We start from the raw sequence: 14,776 nt of genomic DNA, 5'->3' as shown, positions 1-14,776 counted from the left end.
CCCGGAAAACCCCGAGAACCCAGGGCCGACAGGCCCGCGCACCCCAGCGAGGCACCGTGACCACCGCCGCCACCCCCGAGCAGTCCGCCGGCCCCGAGCAGCCCGCCGACGTCGTCGCCCGGCTGCGCGCCACCTTCCGCACCGGCCGCACCAAGCCCGTCGCCTGGCGCACGGACCAGCTCCGCCGACTGCGCGAGCTGCTCACGAAGGACGGCGCCGAACTGGCCGCCGCCCTCCACGCCGACCTGGGCAAGAGCTCCACCGAGGCCTACCGCACCGAGATCGACTTCACCGTCCGCGAGATCGACCACACCCTCGACCACCTGGACGAGTGGCTGCGCCCCGAGCCCGCCCCGGTCCCGGCCCACCTGGGCGCCGACGCGCGGGCCTGGACGCAGGTCGACCCGCTCGGCGTCGTCCTCGTCATCGCGCCCTGGAACTACCCGGCGCAGCTGCTGCTCGCCCCGCTGGTCGGCGCCCTCGCCGCCGGGAACGCGGTCGTCGTCAAGCCCAGCGAGCTCGCGCCCGCCACCTCCGCCGCCCTGGCCCGGCTGCTGCCGGCCCACCTCGACACCGACGCGGTCGCCGTCGTCGAGGGCGGCATCCCGGAGACCACCGCTCTGCTGGCCGAGCGCTTCGACCACATCTTCTACACCGGCAACGGTGCCGTCGGCCGGATCGTCCTGCGCGCCGCCGCCGAGCACCTCACCCCGGTCACCCTCGAACTCGGCGGCAAGTCCCCGGCGTTCGTCGACCGCGACGCCGATCTCGCCGTCGTCGCCGAGCGGCTGGCCCGCGGCAAGTTCCTCAACGCCGGCCAGACCTGCGTCGCCCCCGACTACGTCCTCACCGACCCGGCGACGGCCGCCGCCCTCGAACCCCTGCTGACGCGGGCGGTGGAGGCGGTCTACGGCGCCGACCCGCAGACCTCCGGCGAATACGGCCGCATCGTGAACGAACGCCACTTCGACCGGCTCGCCGGGCTGCTCGACTCCGGCCGGACCGTGGTCGGCGGGGCCCACGACCGTACGGACAAGTACATCGCGCCGACCGTCCTCGCCGACGTCGACCCCGCGTCGCCCGTCATGCGGGAGGAGATCTTCGGCCCGATCCTGCCGATCGTGACGGTCGACGGCCTGGACGAGGCGATCGCCTTCATCAACGACCGCGACAAGCCGCTCGCCCTGTACGTGTTCACCGAATCCGACGACACGCGCGGCCGCATCGCCGCCGAGACCTCCTCCGGCGGACTCGGCCTGGGTCTGCCCCTCGCCCATCTCACCGTCTCCGACCTGCCGTTCGGCGGCGTGGGCGAGAGCGGCATGGGCAGCTACCACGGGCGCTACTCCATCGAGACGTTCGGCCACCGCAAGGCGGTGCTGGAGAAGCCGCTGCACTGAACGACACGGACGCGGGAGGCCCGGCGCCGCGCTGCCGGTGGCCGGGCCGCCGCGCACCGCTCCCCGGCACAGGTGCCGGCAACCCCGGCCGTCTCGCCGGGAACGCGGCTCACCGCGGGTCCTGAACGACCCACACCCCGTCCCGCATCAATTGCCGCTGGGGCAGCTCATGCACCTCGTGCCAGGCCTGGACCGCCATGGGCCGCATCCGGAACCAGGCGTACTCCGCGCGCTCCCGGCGCGGATCCCAGCCCGTCTTCGCCAGGAACGCCTCGGCGGCGGCCGCCGGCACGTCCTGCGCCGGGAACGTCTCCGCCTCCGCGTCGACGAGCACCACGTCCCGGGTGTCCCCGAAGGCCAGCCGGGCGCGCCGGCCGTCCCGGAGATTGCGCCCCGTGGGGTTCGTGGGCCGCGTGGCCAGCCACAGGTGCGCGCCGTCCCAGACGAACCACAGGGCGACGAGGCAGGGCAGGCCCTCCCGGTCGGCCGTGGCGACCCAGACGTCCGTCTCGCGTTCCAGCCGGTCCAGGAGGTCCTGCTTGCGCCGCTCGGGACTGCGGGGCGGCTCGGTGATCTTCATGTCCGGGACGGTAGCCGCGAAGAGAGCCACCCGCCTCGGGCCACGGCCCGGCCTCCGCCTCGGACTTGCGACCTAGGCGAACCGTCGGGACCGCCCGCGCGGAGGCGACTGGCGTCCGCGTAGTTTTACGTATAACGTCTCCCGTCAATCGCACCTCCGGAACGGCTCCCGAAGCCTTCCGCACGCACCCCGAAAGGCCCCGATGAGTCGCATCGCCCTGGTCACCCTCGTCGTCGACGACTACGACGCGGCGATCCGCTTCTACACCGAGGCGCTCGGCTTCCGGCTCGTCGAGGACGAACCCCGCCCCGACGGCGCCCGCTGGGTCGTCGTACGGCCGGGGGACCGCCAGGACGGCGTCGGACTGCTGCTCGCCCGCGCCAAGGGCGAGGCCCAGCGCGCCCGCGTCGGCGACCAGACCGGCGGCCGCGTCGGGTTCTTCCTGCACACCGAGGACTTCGCCGGCGACCACGCCCGCATGCTCGCCGCCGGTGTGACCTTCCTGGAGGAGCCCCGCCACGAGCCGTACGGCTCCGTCGCCGTCTTCCAGGACCTGTACGGCAACCGCTGGGACCTGCTCCAGCCCGCCACCGCCTGAGAACCACCTGCCGAACCCGAACCACCTGCCGAGGAACACGCACATGACCGCGCCCCGCATCGACACCGACACGCTCCGCCGGCTGCCCAAGGCCGTCCTGCACGACCACCTCGACGGCGGCCTGCGCCCCGCCACCGTCGTCGAGCTCGCGGAAGCGGTCGGCCACACCCTGCCCACCACCGACCCCGACGCGCTGGCCGACTGGTACTTCGACGCGGCCAACTCGGGCGACCTGGTGCGCTACATAGCCACCTTCGAGCACACCCTCGCCGTCATGCAGACCCGTGAGGGCCTGCTGCGCACCGCGGAGGAGTACGTTCTCGACCTCGCCGCCGACGGTGTCGTCTACGGCGAGGTGCGCTACGCCCCCGAGCTGAACACCAACGGCGGTCTCACCATGGGCGAGGTCGTCGAGACCGTCCAGGAGGGCCTCGCGGCGGGCATGGCCAAGGCCGCGGCCGCCGGCACCCCCGTCCGGGTCGGCACCCTGCTCTGCGGGATGCGGATGTTCGACCGCGTCCGTGAGGCCGCCGACCTGGCCGTCGCTTTCCGGGACGCCGGCGTCGTCGGCTTCGACATCGCCGGCGCCGAGGACGGCTTCCCGCCCGCCGACCACCTCGAGGCCTTCGAGCACCTGCGCCGCGAGAGCGTCCCCTTCACCATCCACGCCGGCGAGGCCCACGGGCTGCCCAGCATCCACCAGGCCCTCCAGGTGTGCGGCGCCCAGCGCATCGGGCACGGCGTGCGCATCACCGAGGACATCGTCGACGGCAAGCTCGGCCGGCTGGCCGGCTGGGTGCGCGACCGCCGGATCGCCCTGGAGATGTGCCCGACCTCCAACCTCCAGACCGGCGCCGCCGACTCCATCGCCGAGCACCCGATCACCGCGCTGAAGGACCTCGGCTTCCGGGTCACCCTCAACACCGACAACCGGCTGGTGTCCGGCACGACGATGACCCGCGAGATGTCGCTGCTCGTCGAGCAGGCGGGCTGGACCGTCGACGACCTGCGCACGGTCACCGTGAACGCCCTCAAGAGCGCGTTCATCCCGTTCGACGAGCGCAAGGCCCTCATCGAGGACGTCGTCCTGCCGGGCTACGCGGTAGCGCTCTGAAGCAGTCCGCGGACATAGGCGGCCTGTCCGACGTGCTGGAGATCGTCGGACAGGACGCTGACCAGCCGTACGCCCAGCGTGACCGGCGGATCCCAGCGCTCGTCCACGACGCGCTCCAGATCCGCCGCCGTCAGCGTGCGCAGCGCCGTCAGGCTCTGCGCGTGCACGGCGTCGTGGTACCCGGTCAGCAGGCCGCCCTCGGACACCTGCACCTTCGCCACCTGTGCCGCGCTGTGCCCGTACCCGGTGTCATGGCGCGGCAGGTCGAGCCCGAACCGCTTCTCCCAGTCCTGGGTCAGCCACACCTGGTCGAGCCCGAAGGCGTCGGCGATGTGGTCGTCCTGGACCCGGGTGAGGTGCCAGATCAGCCAGGCGATCGAGTTGGCCGAGTCGCCGGGCCGGGCGCCCAGGCGGTCGGGGGCCAGGCCCTCGACGGCGGCGTGGACCTCTTCCCGGATGCGGTCGTACCCGTCGATGAGGATGTCCTTCGCATGCATACGTCCACCATCGCGCAGCGCGCGCTCACGCGCCCCCTGTTTCCAGCAGCCCCATCAGCGCCCGGGCCGCCGGGCTGGTCGCGCGGGCGGGCGGCAGCAGGGCGACCGTCTCGTACCGGGCCTCGCCGGTGCCCTTGAGGGCGAGCGCGGTGAGCCCCTCGCGCTTGTGCCGGAAGTGCCGCGGGACGACCGCGACGCCGAGGTTCTCGTCCACCAGGTCCAGCAGGCTGTGCACGTCGTTGACCTCCAGGGCGACCGTGCGCCGCACCCCCGCCTCGGCGAACGCGACGTCGGTGGCGCGGCGCGGGCCCCAGTCCGGGTGGAAGTCGACGAACACCTCGCCGGCCAGGTCCTGCGGAGTGAGCGCCGCCGCCGCGGTGAGGCGGTGGTCGGGATGGCACAGCACGTACATCGGCTCGGTGGCCAGCGGTACACAGCGCAGCTGATCGGTGTCCGTCTGGGTGCGGTAGGCGAAGGCCAGGTCGAGCCGGCCGGCCGCCACCTCCTCGCCCAGCGCGCCGGAGCCGGTCTGCCGCAGCCGGATCTCCACGTCCGGATGCCGCCGTCGGAACGCCGCCAGCACCCCCGCCACATGCACCCCCGCGATGCACTGCTCGGTGCCCACGGACAGGGTGCCGCGGACCACGCCCTGCACGGCGGCCACCGCCTCGTGGGCCGCCCGCACCTGCGCCAGGACCCGCTCCGCCTCGGCGAGCAGCGCCCGGCCCGCCTCCGTCAGCGTCACCCGCCGGGTGGTCCGCACGAAGAGGGGCGCGCGCAGCTCCCGCTCCAGGGCCCGGATCGATGCCGACAGGCCCGACTGGGAGACCATCAGGCGTTCGGCGGCCCGGGTGAAATGCTGGTCCTCGGCGACCGCGACGAAGTGTTGGAGGTGGCGCAGTTCCATGATTGAGAAGCCTATCCGCTGAATCTCATCGGATTCTTCTGTTGGACCACTGCTGTGGGCAGCGCCAGAGTGGATGTCATCTGCAAGAACTTGATCTCGCTGAAACCGATCTCCTGGAGACGCGTTGTACACCGCACACCCCGACCGCTACGCGGACATGCCCTACCGGCGCACCGGACGCAGCGGCCTGAAGCTCCCCGCGCTGTCGCTCGGACTGTGGCACAACTTCGGCCCGGCGGACCGCACGGTCGAGACGCAGCGGGCCATCCTGCGCCGCGCCTTCGACCTCGGCGTGACCCACTTCGACCTGGCCAACAACTACGGCCCGCCGCCCGGCGCCGCCGAGTCCGCGCTGGGCGAGGCGCTCGAGGCGGACTTCGCGCCCTACCGGGACGAGCTGATCATCTCCACGAAGGCCGGCTATCTGATGTGGCCCGGCCCGTACGGCGAGTGGGGCTCGCGCAAGTACCTGCTGTCCTCGCTGGACCAGAGCCTGACCCGGATGGGCCTCGACTACGTCGACGTCTTCTACTCGCACCGCCCCGACCCGGAGACTCCCCTGGAGGAGACGATGGGCGCCCTGCACTCCGCAGTGCAGCAGGGCAAGGCGCTCTACGTCGGCGTCTCGAACTACTCGGCGGAGCAGACCCGCGAGGCCGCCCGGATCCTCGGCGAGCTGGGCACCCCGCTCCTCATCCACCAGCCGCGCTACTCGATGCTCGACCGCCGCCCGGAGAGCGAGGGCCTGCTCGACGCCCTGGACGAGCTCCAGGTCGGCTCGATCGTCTTCTCGCCGCTGGAGCAGGGTCTGCTGACCGGCCGCTACCTGGACGGCATCCCGGAGGACTCGCGCGCGGCGAGCGACAGCCCGTTCCTGAACTCCGAGGCGCTGACCGAGGAGCTCGTCGGCAAGCTGCGTGCCCTCGACGACATCGCCAAGTCCCGCGGTCAGTCCCTCGCCCAGCTCGCCCTGGCCTGGGTGCTGCGCGGCGGCCGGGTGACCTCCGCGCTGGTCGGCGCGAGCAGCGCCCGGCAGATCGAGGACAGCGTCGGCGCCCTGGACAACCTGGACTTCGAGGACGCCGAGCTGACCCGGATCGACGCGGTGATCAACGGCTGAGGGCCAGGAACGACTCCGCGGCGCGCGTTTCGGCCTCGAAGCAGTCAGCCACGGCGTTTTCGTCACGCTCAGTAGGCGCGGGCAGGGGGAAACCTGCCCGCGCCGAGGCCGTCGACCCTGGTCAGGACCGGGATCGGCGGCCTTCGTCGATCCGGTGTGATCGCGGTGTCATCGCGAGGTGACCGGCCTGCCCGCGCCCGCCGCCCTGGTCGATTTTCCGTCAGGTGATGACGTCGCGCCTGGGCGCTCGCCGTATTTCGGCCATGAACATCGGCGAATATGCCAAGAGACTGGCCGGAAAGTCATGGTGACACTGTTTCAGTAGTGAACATACTCGAACGTCAAGGCACTTCACTCACAGGAGCCGCACGGAAGCGAGGCGCAACCGACAGGCGAGCACCGGGGGAGAGAGACGTGCACGACGAATTCCTGTGCCATGTCACGGCGTACGGCGTTTGTGACGGTCGGCGCATCGGCGTACCGCTCGGCACCTATCGTGCGCCGACGCTGGCGCTCGCCCTGTGGTGGCTGCGCGACCGGGCGTCCTGGATGGCCGAACGGCTGGATCCGCAGCCCGAGAGCGAGCACTTCCCGCGAGGGGCCCTGGTCCCGGTGGCCGACACCGTGCCCGACGTGCCCGCACTGCTGCGGGCCTGGTGCGCGGACGTGGACCGGCAGGAGCTGGTGGCCGACGAGTTGGCGGGCGGTCGGCTCGTGCGGATCGCGGTCGGCGACGAGACCACCGAGTACGAACTGCTCGCCGAGTCCGTCGACGCGCTGCGCATGCAGCGCACCCTCCCGGCCCTCGTCGTCTCCGTCGGCTGACGCCCGGCACGGATCTTCCCGTCGGGCACATAAGGTGATCAATCGATAGAATCAGGGCATGGCGGAGCGTCCGGTCTCCTCGACTGCGCCCGAACTCGTGCTGGAGACCGAGTCGGGCTCCCTGGTGTTGTTCCCGGGCCACGACTACCACGTCGGCCGGGACCCACTGAGCGACGTCGTCATCGACGACACCCGAGTCTCCTGGCATCACGCCGTGCTGCGGCCCGAGGGCGACCACTGGACCGTCGAGGACGAACACAGCACCAACGGCACCTACGCCGACGGCCGCCGGATCCGCGAGTGGGGCGTCGGCCCGGGCAGCGTCATCCGCTTCGGCAGTCCGTCCGACGGGCCCTGCGTCTCCCTGTCGGACCGCCGACCGCGTGCGGTGCAACGCCCGACGGCCGTCTCCATGCCCGCGCTGACGAGCACCTTCAAACAGCCCACCAACGTCCGGCCGATGCCGACGACCACCGTCCGCATCGGCCGCGCCACCGACAACGACCTCGTCGTCGACGACCTCGTCGTCTCGCGCCGGCACGCCGAACTGCGCACGCTGCCCGACGGCGGCCACGAGATCCTCGACCTGGGCAGCCACAACGGCACCTACCTCAACGGTGCGCCCGTCACCCGCGCCCCGCTCGGCCCCGGCGACGTCGTCGGCATCGGCCACTCCGCGTTCTGCCTGGTCGGCGACGAACTCCAGGAGTACGTCGACACCGGCGAGGTCTCCCTCGACGTCCAGGACCTCACCGTCACCGTCGACCACGGCCGCAAGGTCCTCCTCGACGACGTGTCGTTCCCGGTGGGCGAGAAGTGCCTGCTCGCGGTCGTCGGACCCAGCGGCGCCGGCAAGTCCACCCTGCTCAACGCCCTCACCGGACAGCGCCCCGCCGACCGCGGCACGGTCGTCTACGACGGCCGCGACCTCTACCGCGACTACGCCGAGCTGCGCCAGCGCATCGGACTGGTCCCGCAGGACGACATCCTGCACGCCCAGCTCACCGTGCGCGCCGCCCTCTCCTACGCCGCAGAACTGCGCTTCCCGCAGGACACCGCCAAGGCCGAGCGCCGTGAACGGGTCGAGGAGGTCATCCGCGAACTGGGCCTCGAAGAGCGCGCCGAGCAACCCGTGCACAGCCTCTCCGGCGGCCAGCGCAAAAGGGTCAGCGTGGCCCTGGAACTGCTGACCAAGCCGTCGCTGCTCTTCCTCGACGAGCCGACCTCCGGCCTCGACCCCGGCATGGACCGCTCGGTGATGAACATGCTGCGCGGCCTCGCCGACGACGGCCGCACGGTCATCGTCGTCACCCACAGCGTCCTCAGCCTCGAGGTGTGCGACCGGCTGCTGGTGCTCGCGCCGGGCGGCAAGGTCGCCTACTTCGGCCCGCCCGAGGACGCCCTCGCCTTCTTCGGCTTCGAGCACTGGCCCGAGGCGTTCGAGGCGTTCGAGGGCGACCACGACCGGGACTGGGCGGGGGAGTTCCAGGAGTCGCCGTTCCGGCGGGAGTACGTCGTCAACTCCAGCGAGCAGCCCCGGCTGCCGCGTTCCGGCCCGGTGATCGTCCTGCCGCCGCCCCGGCCGCGCAGCCGGGGCGCCCAGCTCGGCACCCTGATCCGCCGCTACACGGCCGCGCTCAGCGCCGACCGCACCTTCCTGGCCATCATGATCGCGTTGCCGTTCATCATGGGCGCCATGGACCGCGCCCTGGCGGGCAGCAAGCTCGGGCTGGACAGCGCGATGGACGCGCTGCTCATCCTGTGCGTCGGCGGCGTGCTCACCGGTGCCGCCAACGCCGTGCGCGAACTCGTCAAGGAACGGGTGATCTACCAGCGGGAGCGGGCCGTCGGCCTGTCCAGATCGGCGTACCTGATGTCCAAGGTCGTCGTGCTGGGCACGATCACCGTCGTCCAGGCGGTCGTGCTGACGCTCGTCGCCCTGCTCGGCGTCGACCTCAACGCACCGGGCGGCAAGGGCGTCCTGATGCCGCCGCTGCTCGAGATCACCGTGGCCGTCGCCATGCTCTCCTTCGCCGCCATGATGCTCGGCCTCCTCGTCTCCGCACTCGTGCGCAAGGAGGAGGTGACGATGCCGCTGCTGGTGCTGCTCGCCGTCGTCCAGGTGGTCTTCTGCGGCGCACTGCTGAAGCTGGACGGCAAACCCGTCCTGGAGCAGTTTGCCTATCTCGTGCCGGCGCGATGGGCGTTCGGCGCGATGGCCGGCACCATCGATCTGGCCCGGATCGTGCCCGGCGCCAAGACCGCCGACCCGCTGTTCGAGCACTCGACGGGGGTGTGGCTGGTCAACATGGGCATGCTCGTCGTGCTCTCGGTGGTCTTCGGATTCGCCGTGTCCCGGCTGCTGCGCCGCCACGAGCCCGTCGTGATGCGGAAGTAAGGGGCGGCCGATGACGACTCCCGGATTCCGTCCCACGCACGTCGTCCCCCAGCACGGCATGCCCGCCTGGGAGGCCCCCGACCCGACCCGGCCCACCGTGCCGCTCGACGCGCTGCTGCCGGTCCGGCTCATGGAGCGGCGCGGCGACTGGGGGCATGTGCTGTGCTCCAACGGCTGGTCGGCCTGGGTGGACGGCCGCTTCCTGGTCGCCGTCCCCCAGGACCCGCCCCGCTCCGACAGCGCCCTCGCGACCTCCGCCGACCCGCGCCCCCTCCTCGGCCGCGCCGAACAGTCCCTCGCCCGCTACCGGGCGGCGGTGGAGGAGATGGCCGACGGCGGCCTCGACGGCGAGTCCTTCCGCCGCCGCACCCACGGCCTGCGGATCGGGGTGGTCGTCGACGGCGAGGACATGTGGTTGTACGACTTCGCCCGCAGGCGCTGGGTGTACGGCGACGGCACCCGCCTCAGCACCTACGCCACGGACCGGCCGCCCGAGGCCGACGACGCGTTCGACGCGAGGGACGCGACCGCCGGGACCGGCGACCCCGACGCCACCGACGTGCTCGACGGCCAGTCCCACGCCCCCACCCGGATCGTGCACCCCGACCGGGAACCCTGATGGAACGCGGCACCAGCCCGTTCGCCGGCCGGCCCTCCGAACCGGTGGGCCGCCAGGTCGCCGGCTATCGCATCGAGCGCGAGATCGGACGCGGGGGGATGGCCGTCGTCTACCGCGCCCGTGACCTGCGCCTGGACCGGACGGTCGCGCTCAAACTGCTCGCCCCGGAACTGGCCCGCAACGACACCTTCCGCAAGCGTTTCACCCATGAGTCACGGGTGGCCGCGGCGATCGACCACCCGCACATCGTGCCCGTGTTCGAGGCGGACGAGACCGACGGCGTGCTGTACATCGCCATGCGGTACGTCGAGGGGAGCGACCTGCGCCATCTCCTCGACCGGAAGGGTCCGTTGCCGCTGTCGACCGCCGTCCGGATCGCCGCGCAGGTCGCCTCCGCGCTGGACGCGGCCCACGACCACGGGCTGGTGCACCGCGACGTCAAGCCCGGCAACATCCTGGTGTCCCGGGGCACCGACAGCGACCATCCCGAGCACGTCTACCTCACCGACTTCGGCCTGACGAAGAAGTCGCTGTCGCTGACCGGGTTCACCACGGTCGGCCAGTTCGTCGGCACCCTCGACTACGTCGCCCCCGAGCAGATCTCGGGCCGGCCGGTCGACGGCCGCTGCGACGTCTACGGACTCGCCTGTGTGGTCTACGAGTGCCTCGCGGGCCGACCGCCCTATCTCCGCGACGACGACATGGCCCTGCTCTGGGCCCACCAGAACGCCGACCCGACGCCCCTGACGGAGGTGCGCCCCGACCTCCCCCGGGAGGTCGACGGGGTGTTCGCCCGGGCCCTCGCCAAGAACCCCGAGTCCCGCCACCCCACCTGCGCCGCCTTCGTCGCGGAACTGAGGACGACGGAGACCGGCGGCCACCGCACGCCCCGCCCCCCGACGGAACCGGCCGATCCGTCGGGCCCCGTACCCCGCCCCCCGAGCTGGGCCCGCCCGGTCCTCGACCCGCGTCAGCCCTGAACCGCCGTCAAGGCGACGGCGTCTCGCCCCGGCGGTGCACCGGTCGGGCCGCCAGGGCGCCCAGGAAGCCGGTGACCAGACCCCACAGCGCGGCCAGGCCGAGGGCGGGCCAGATGTCCGGATGCAGGAACAGGTCGCCGGACAGGCCCGCGAGGTCGTTGACGCCGAGCACGGTCAGGCCGTAGTGCGCGGTGATCCGGCCGATCAGACAGAGCGTCAGCACGGTGAGCACCAGCGCGAGCGCCATGTGCACGGCGTGCTGCCAGGCCCGCATCCGGGCCGGGGAACGGGCCGCCATCACGAACGCCGCCCCGAGCAGCAGCACGGCGTCCACCACGACCAGCCACCACACCCGGCCGTCGTACTCGGCCATGCTGCTCAGGTTGAGCGCGGCCGTGTCGTCGCCGCGCAGCACCTCGTCCAGCACATGCGGCATGGGCAGCCCGAACGGGCCCTGCACATGCCCGTTCCAGGTGGCCCCCAGCCCGATGGTGAACGCCAGCCACACCAGGTTGGGCAGGCCCAGCAGGATCACCGCGAAGGTCTCCCGGGCCTGGCCGCGGGTCGCCGCCACGACCAGGGCGATGACCAGCCCCAGGGCGACGCACGCGAGCAGCAGCACGACCATCGCGTGGGCGGCGGGCCGCACCGACTCCTGGAAGCGCAGCAGCCGGGCCGGCAGCGGAGCCCCGCGCGACACCAGCAGCGCCAGCGCCAGCACCGCGGCCAGCCACAGCAGCCCGAACAGCAGGGTGAGCGGCACGTCCGTGGTGAACCCGACCTTCGGGCGGACGCCGAACAGGTCCCCGAGTTGGCTGAGCGTGTCGTCGCCGAGGTCGACGGTGAAGGTCTTGCTGGCGGCGAGCGCCAGGCCCAGCAGGCCGAGCAGCCACACCACGGCGATCCGGACGGCCCAGCCGGCCAGCTCCGGGGCCCCGGCGACCGCCCGGTGCCGCAGCGGCCGCAGGAATCCCGCGCCGACGACGAGCGCCCCGACGAGGGTGACGGACAGCGGAGTCACGGTCAGTCCGACCTGGGTGTCGGCGAGTCCACCGGCACTGCCGGAGAGCTCGACCGTGCCGCCCACGGCGGTGACGACGGTCGCCGCGACCACCTGGGGAAACGCGCCCTGGGGCAGATCCGAGGCGCCCGCCGCCCACAGACCCAGCGCGGCCATGACCACCATGGCGATCAGCCCGGCGAGTGCCGCGGCGACCGCCTGAACCCACCCGTGGCGGGATACTGCCTGGTCATGCAGGGTGCGCACGCTCACCCTGTCCACGCTAAGCAGCCCCGGGGGCGCGCGCCCGTCGGGTGGGCCGTCCGCGTCCGCCCGGCGCCCGACGGACGCCCGGCTTGCGAGCGGCGCCCGACCGGAGCACACAATGGGTTCGTTGTGGAAGAAAGCGGCGTATATCGGATGGGCCCGGTCAGGACGGCCGCACGGCCCCGCGTACGACCTCTCGGACGACCCCGCCGCCGAGCGGGCTCGGATCGGTTCCATCGGATGAACCGTCGCGGAAAACCCACGTCGGGAGTGCTTGTGAGCGTCGGACCGCCGTCATCAGGCCGCCCCACAGACCCCAGCACCGGCCGCTCCGGCGGGCAACCGGCCGGGCCGCCCTCCGGACCGCTGTCGGGCCCCTCGGAGCCGCCCTCGAACCCCTCCGGACCGCCCTCCCAGCCGCCCACCCCGCCGCCGCCCGACGACGACTCCGCCGACTCCTCGGACGGCGGCGGGGAACCGCGACGGCCGTGGTGGCGGTCCGCTCCCCGGGTCGCGCTGATCACCGCCGCCGTCGTGGCCGCCACGGCCCTCGCCCTGGTGCTCACCCTGCCGGGCGGCGACAGCTCCTCCCACCAGGCCGGCGAGGTCTTCATGCTGCCGGCCGGCGACCCGGGCCCGGACGGCTACACGGAGTCCCCCACCAGGAGTTCCGCCTCGCCGGCCTCCATCGCGCCGTCGTCCTCCACCCCGCCCGCGAACACCGTCCCCGCAGTCGACGGGGGACAGGCCGGACTGTACGGCGGCACCCTCAACGTCTCCAGCTGCGACGTGGAGCATCAGATCAAGGCCCTCACGGCCGTCCCCGCCAAGAACCGGGCGTTCGCGGGCGTCGCCGGCGTCGCCCCCTCCCAGGTCCCCGCCTACCTGCGCTCCCTCACCCCCGTGCAGCTGCGTCTGGACACCCGTGTCACCAACCACGGATACCGCGACGGCGCCGCGACCGCCTACCAGGCCGTCCTGCAGGCCGGCACGGCCGTCCTGATCGACGCGTACGGCGTCCCGAAGGTGCGCTGCGCCTGCGGCAACCCGCTGACCCCGCCCGTCGCCCAGCAAGGCGGCTACAAGCGGACCGGCAGCACCTGGCCGTCGTACAGCCCCTCGACGACCGTGGTCGTCAGCCCGTCCAGGACCGTGATCGACGTCTTCGTGCTCTACGACCCCGATCCCGACCACCACTGGATCGCCCGACCGCGGGGCGACGACGTCCACAAGGACCGGCCCACGAAGCCGCCGGCCAAGCAGACGCCGTCCATCATCATCGGCGAACCGAGCCCGTCGACCGGCCCCGGCTCGCCCACCTCCCCGTCGAAGTGCGTCCCGCCGCCCGGGAACGCGAGCGGCAAGCCGTCGGGCTGTGTGCCGCCGTCGTCGTCCGGGACGTCCTCGCCGTCCCCGTCGACACCCCCGTCGTCGGAGCCTCCGCCCTCGCAGTCGCCCGCCCCCGAGTCCCCGTCGTCCGAATCGCCGGCCCCGGAACCCCCGGGCTCCGACGAAGAGAGCCCCGAGCCGCCGTCGTCCGAGCCCCCGAGTTCCGCGCTGCGGAGCGCAGAGCCCCCGGGCTTCGGCTCGCCGCCGGGCCTGGTGCCCGGTGTCACGGGCCTGCCGGAGAGCTCGCTCTCCTCGCTGCCGGAGTCCCGGTCGGCGCCCGCGATCTCCGCTGCGTGAGGAGCCGCCTGAGCGGCGCGGGGACGGTGTGACGACGGACGGGGACTGCACGGCCCGGCACGGGGTACGAGCACAGGTGCACAGCAGCGTCCGGCCAGTCCGGCCTCCGAGAGAGAAACGCATGATCGAGCACCTGGACGGGGCAGTGGTACCGACTGGTTTCGACGTACCCGTGGAACCGCTGCGGCGGGCGGAGCACTACACCGGTGAACCCGGCTGCATAGCCGAGGCCCGCGCCTTCGCCGCCCACTTCGTCGACCAGCTCAGAACGGAATGGTGCGCCGCGATCGGCGCGCGGGCGAGCGGTGAGGTGATGCTGGTGGTCAGCGAACTGGTCACCAACGCCGACCGGCACAGCAACGGCCCGTACATCCTGGAGCTGGAGGGTACGGACGCCTCGGTCACCGTGTGCGTCTACGACAGCAGCGACGCGCTGCCCCTGCGCTTCCCGAAGGACCCCGAGCGCATCGGCCGGCACGGTCTGGAGATCGTGCACGCGCTGGCGGCGGAGGTCACCGCCGAGCGCGTGCCGGTCGGCAAGCGCGTCCGCGCCGTGGTCAGCTTCGAGAGCTGAGCGCTCCGCTGACCGTGTCGATATGCGGCTCCGCCGCGGGGCCGCGATGCGCCGTCGTTCCGCTGCGGCGCCATCGTGGCCGGTCGCTCCCCCACTCTCGACTGCGCTCGACCGGGGGGGACCCCCATCGCGGCGGAGCCGCAGATGTCAGCGCCCCGCGCCCCTTCAGGCCAGGGCGTCGGCGTCGGTGGTGTAGCCGGTCTTGGTCTTC

Annotated in this window: 14 protein-coding genes; 10 read left to right on the top strand and 4 right to left on the bottom strand. The window is 72.6% G+C overall.

Annotation, left to right across the window (positions count from 1 at the left end; all coding sequences use genetic code 11):
• Positions 1-56 precede the first annotated feature (56 nt).
• A complete protein-coding gene (locus ACWD4O_RS38175) occupies positions 57-1,400 on the top strand; it encodes an aldehyde dehydrogenase family protein (protein ID WP_451287307.1) in 1,344 nt (447 codons plus the stop codon).
• 109 nt (positions 1,401-1,509) lie between these two features.
• Here the strand turns inward: ACWD4O_RS38175 and ACWD4O_RS38170 are convergent, their stop codons facing one another.
• The gene (locus ACWD4O_RS38170; protein WP_451287305.1) at positions 1,510-1,980 is read right to left on the bottom strand and encodes a pyridoxamine 5'-phosphate oxidase family protein; all 471 of its coding nucleotides are present in this window, start codon (positions 1,978-1,980) and stop codon (positions 1,510-1,512) included.
• Between the two features lie 202 nt (positions 1,981-2,182).
• Between ACWD4O_RS38170 and ACWD4O_RS38165 the strand changes: the two genes are divergently transcribed.
• Together ACWD4O_RS38165 and ACWD4O_RS38160 are read left to right on the top strand one after the other, a co-directional pair.
• Positions 2,183-2,578 (top strand): VOC family protein, encoded by a 396-nt coding sequence (locus ACWD4O_RS38165; RefSeq protein WP_451287303.1) that lies wholly within the window; start codon positions 2,183-2,185, stop codon positions 2,576-2,578.
• Between the two features lie 43 nt (positions 2,579-2,621).
• Entirely contained in the window at positions 2,622-3,692 is a 1,071-nt protein-coding gene (locus ACWD4O_RS38160) for an adenosine deaminase (protein WP_451287301.1), read from the top strand.
• Here the strand turns inward: ACWD4O_RS38160 and ACWD4O_RS38155 are convergent.
• Entirely contained in the window at positions 3,674-4,189 is a 516-nt protein-coding gene (locus ACWD4O_RS38155; protein ID WP_451287299.1) for a mycothiol transferase, read from the bottom strand. The genes ACWD4O_RS38160 and ACWD4O_RS38155 overlap by 19 nt on opposite strands.
• Before the next feature lie 25 nt (positions 4,190-4,214).
• Positions 4,215-5,096 (bottom strand): LysR family transcriptional regulator, encoded by an 882-nt coding sequence (locus ACWD4O_RS38150; RefSeq protein ID WP_451287297.1) that lies wholly within the window; start codon positions 5,094-5,096, stop codon positions 4,215-4,217.
• Positions 5,097-5,220: 124 nt separating this feature from the next.
• On the opposite strand from ACWD4O_RS38150, the gene mgrA reads away from it, so the two are divergent.
• The 5 genes from mgrA to ACWD4O_RS38125 all read left to right on the top strand — a co-directional run bounded on the left by mgrA (position 5,221) and on the right by ACWD4O_RS38125 (position 11,038).
• Positions 5,221-6,216, top strand: a complete 996-nt coding sequence (gene mgrA / locus ACWD4O_RS38145; RefSeq protein ID WP_451287295.1) for an L-glyceraldehyde 3-phosphate reductase — start codon at positions 5,221-5,223, stop codon at positions 6,214-6,216.
• A 414-nt stretch (positions 6,217-6,630) separates the two neighbouring features.
• Entirely contained in the window at positions 6,631-7,041 is a 411-nt protein-coding gene (locus ACWD4O_RS38140; RefSeq protein WP_451287293.1) for a hypothetical protein, read from the top strand.
• A 58-nt stretch (positions 7,042-7,099) separates the two neighbouring features.
• Positions 7,100-9,439 carry an FHA domain-containing protein gene (locus ACWD4O_RS38135; protein WP_451287291.1) on the top strand — a complete coding sequence of 780 codons (2,340 nt, stop codon included), beginning with the start codon at positions 7,100-7,102 and terminating at the stop codon, positions 9,437-9,439.
• A 10-nt stretch (positions 9,440-9,449) separates the two neighbouring features.
• On the top strand, positions 9,450-10,058 hold the full coding sequence (locus ACWD4O_RS38130; protein ID WP_451287289.1) for a hypothetical protein: 609 nt from the start codon (positions 9,450-9,452) through the stop codon (positions 10,056-10,058).
• Positions 10,058-11,038 (top strand): serine/threonine-protein kinase, encoded by a 981-nt coding sequence (locus tag ACWD4O_RS38125; protein WP_451287287.1) that lies wholly within the window; start codon positions 10,058-10,060, stop codon positions 11,036-11,038. The genes ACWD4O_RS38130 and ACWD4O_RS38125 overlap by 1 nt, the downstream gene beginning before the upstream one ends.
• A gap of 7 nt (positions 11,039-11,045) precedes the next feature.
• Here the strand turns inward: ACWD4O_RS38125 and ACWD4O_RS38120 are convergent, their stop codons facing one another.
• A complete protein-coding gene (locus ACWD4O_RS38120) occupies positions 11,046-12,311 on the bottom strand; it encodes a streptophobe family protein (RefSeq protein ID WP_451287285.1) in 1,266 nt (421 codons plus the stop codon).
• A 270-nt stretch (positions 12,312-12,581) separates the two neighbouring features.
• Between ACWD4O_RS38120 and ACWD4O_RS38115 the strand changes: the two genes are divergently transcribed.
• Together ACWD4O_RS38115 and ACWD4O_RS38110 are read left to right on the top strand one after the other, a co-directional pair.
• Positions 12,582-13,991, top strand: coding sequence for a DUF6777 domain-containing protein (locus ACWD4O_RS38115; RefSeq protein ID WP_451287283.1), 1,410 nt, complete (start codon positions 12,582-12,584; stop codon positions 13,989-13,991).
• Positions 13,992-14,112: 121 nt separating this feature from the next.
• A complete protein-coding gene (locus ACWD4O_RS38110; protein ID WP_451287281.1) occupies positions 14,113-14,565 on the top strand; it encodes an ATP-binding protein in 453 nt (150 codons plus the stop codon).
• Positions 14,566-14,776: the final 211 nt, after the last annotated feature.

The organism is Streptomyces sp. NPDC002623, from assembly GCF_053592635.1.
This window is presented reverse-complemented; position numbering and strand designations above follow the sequence as displayed.

What these genes read in the sequence shown, in the direction of transcription:
- ACWD4O_RS38125 (WP_451287287.1), top strand. Translation starts at nt 10,058, where the DNA reads ATGGAACGCGGCACCAGCCCGTTCGCCGGCCGGCCCTCCGAACCGGTG.
- ACWD4O_RS38110 (WP_451287281.1), top strand. Translation starts at nt 14,113, where the DNA reads ATGATCGAGCACCTGGACGGGGCAGTGGTACCGACTGGTTTCGACGTA.
- ACWD4O_RS38155 (WP_451287299.1), bottom strand. Translation starts at nt 4,189, where the DNA reads ATGCATGCGAAGGACATCCTCATCGACGGGTACGACCGCATCCGGGAA.
- ACWD4O_RS38150 (WP_451287297.1), bottom strand. Translation starts at nt 5,096, where the DNA reads ATGGAACTGCGCCACCTCCAACACTTCGTCGCGGTCGCCGAGGACCAG.
- ACWD4O_RS38135 (WP_451287291.1), top strand. Translation starts at nt 7,100, where the DNA reads ATGGCGGAGCGTCCGGTCTCCTCGACTGCGCCCGAACTCGTGCTGGAG.
- ACWD4O_RS38170 (WP_451287305.1), bottom strand. Translation starts at nt 1,980, where the DNA reads ATGAAGATCACCGAGCCGCCCCGCAGTCCCGAGCGGCGCAAGCAGGAC.
- ACWD4O_RS38160 (WP_451287301.1), top strand. Translation starts at nt 2,622, where the DNA reads ATGACCGCGCCCCGCATCGACACCGACACGCTCCGCCGGCTGCCCAAG.
- ACWD4O_RS38165 (WP_451287303.1), top strand. Translation starts at nt 2,183, where the DNA reads ATGAGTCGCATCGCCCTGGTCACCCTCGTCGTCGACGACTACGACGCG.
- ACWD4O_RS38130 (WP_451287289.1), top strand. Translation starts at nt 9,450, where the DNA reads ATGACGACTCCCGGATTCCGTCCCACGCACGTCGTCCCCCAGCACGGC.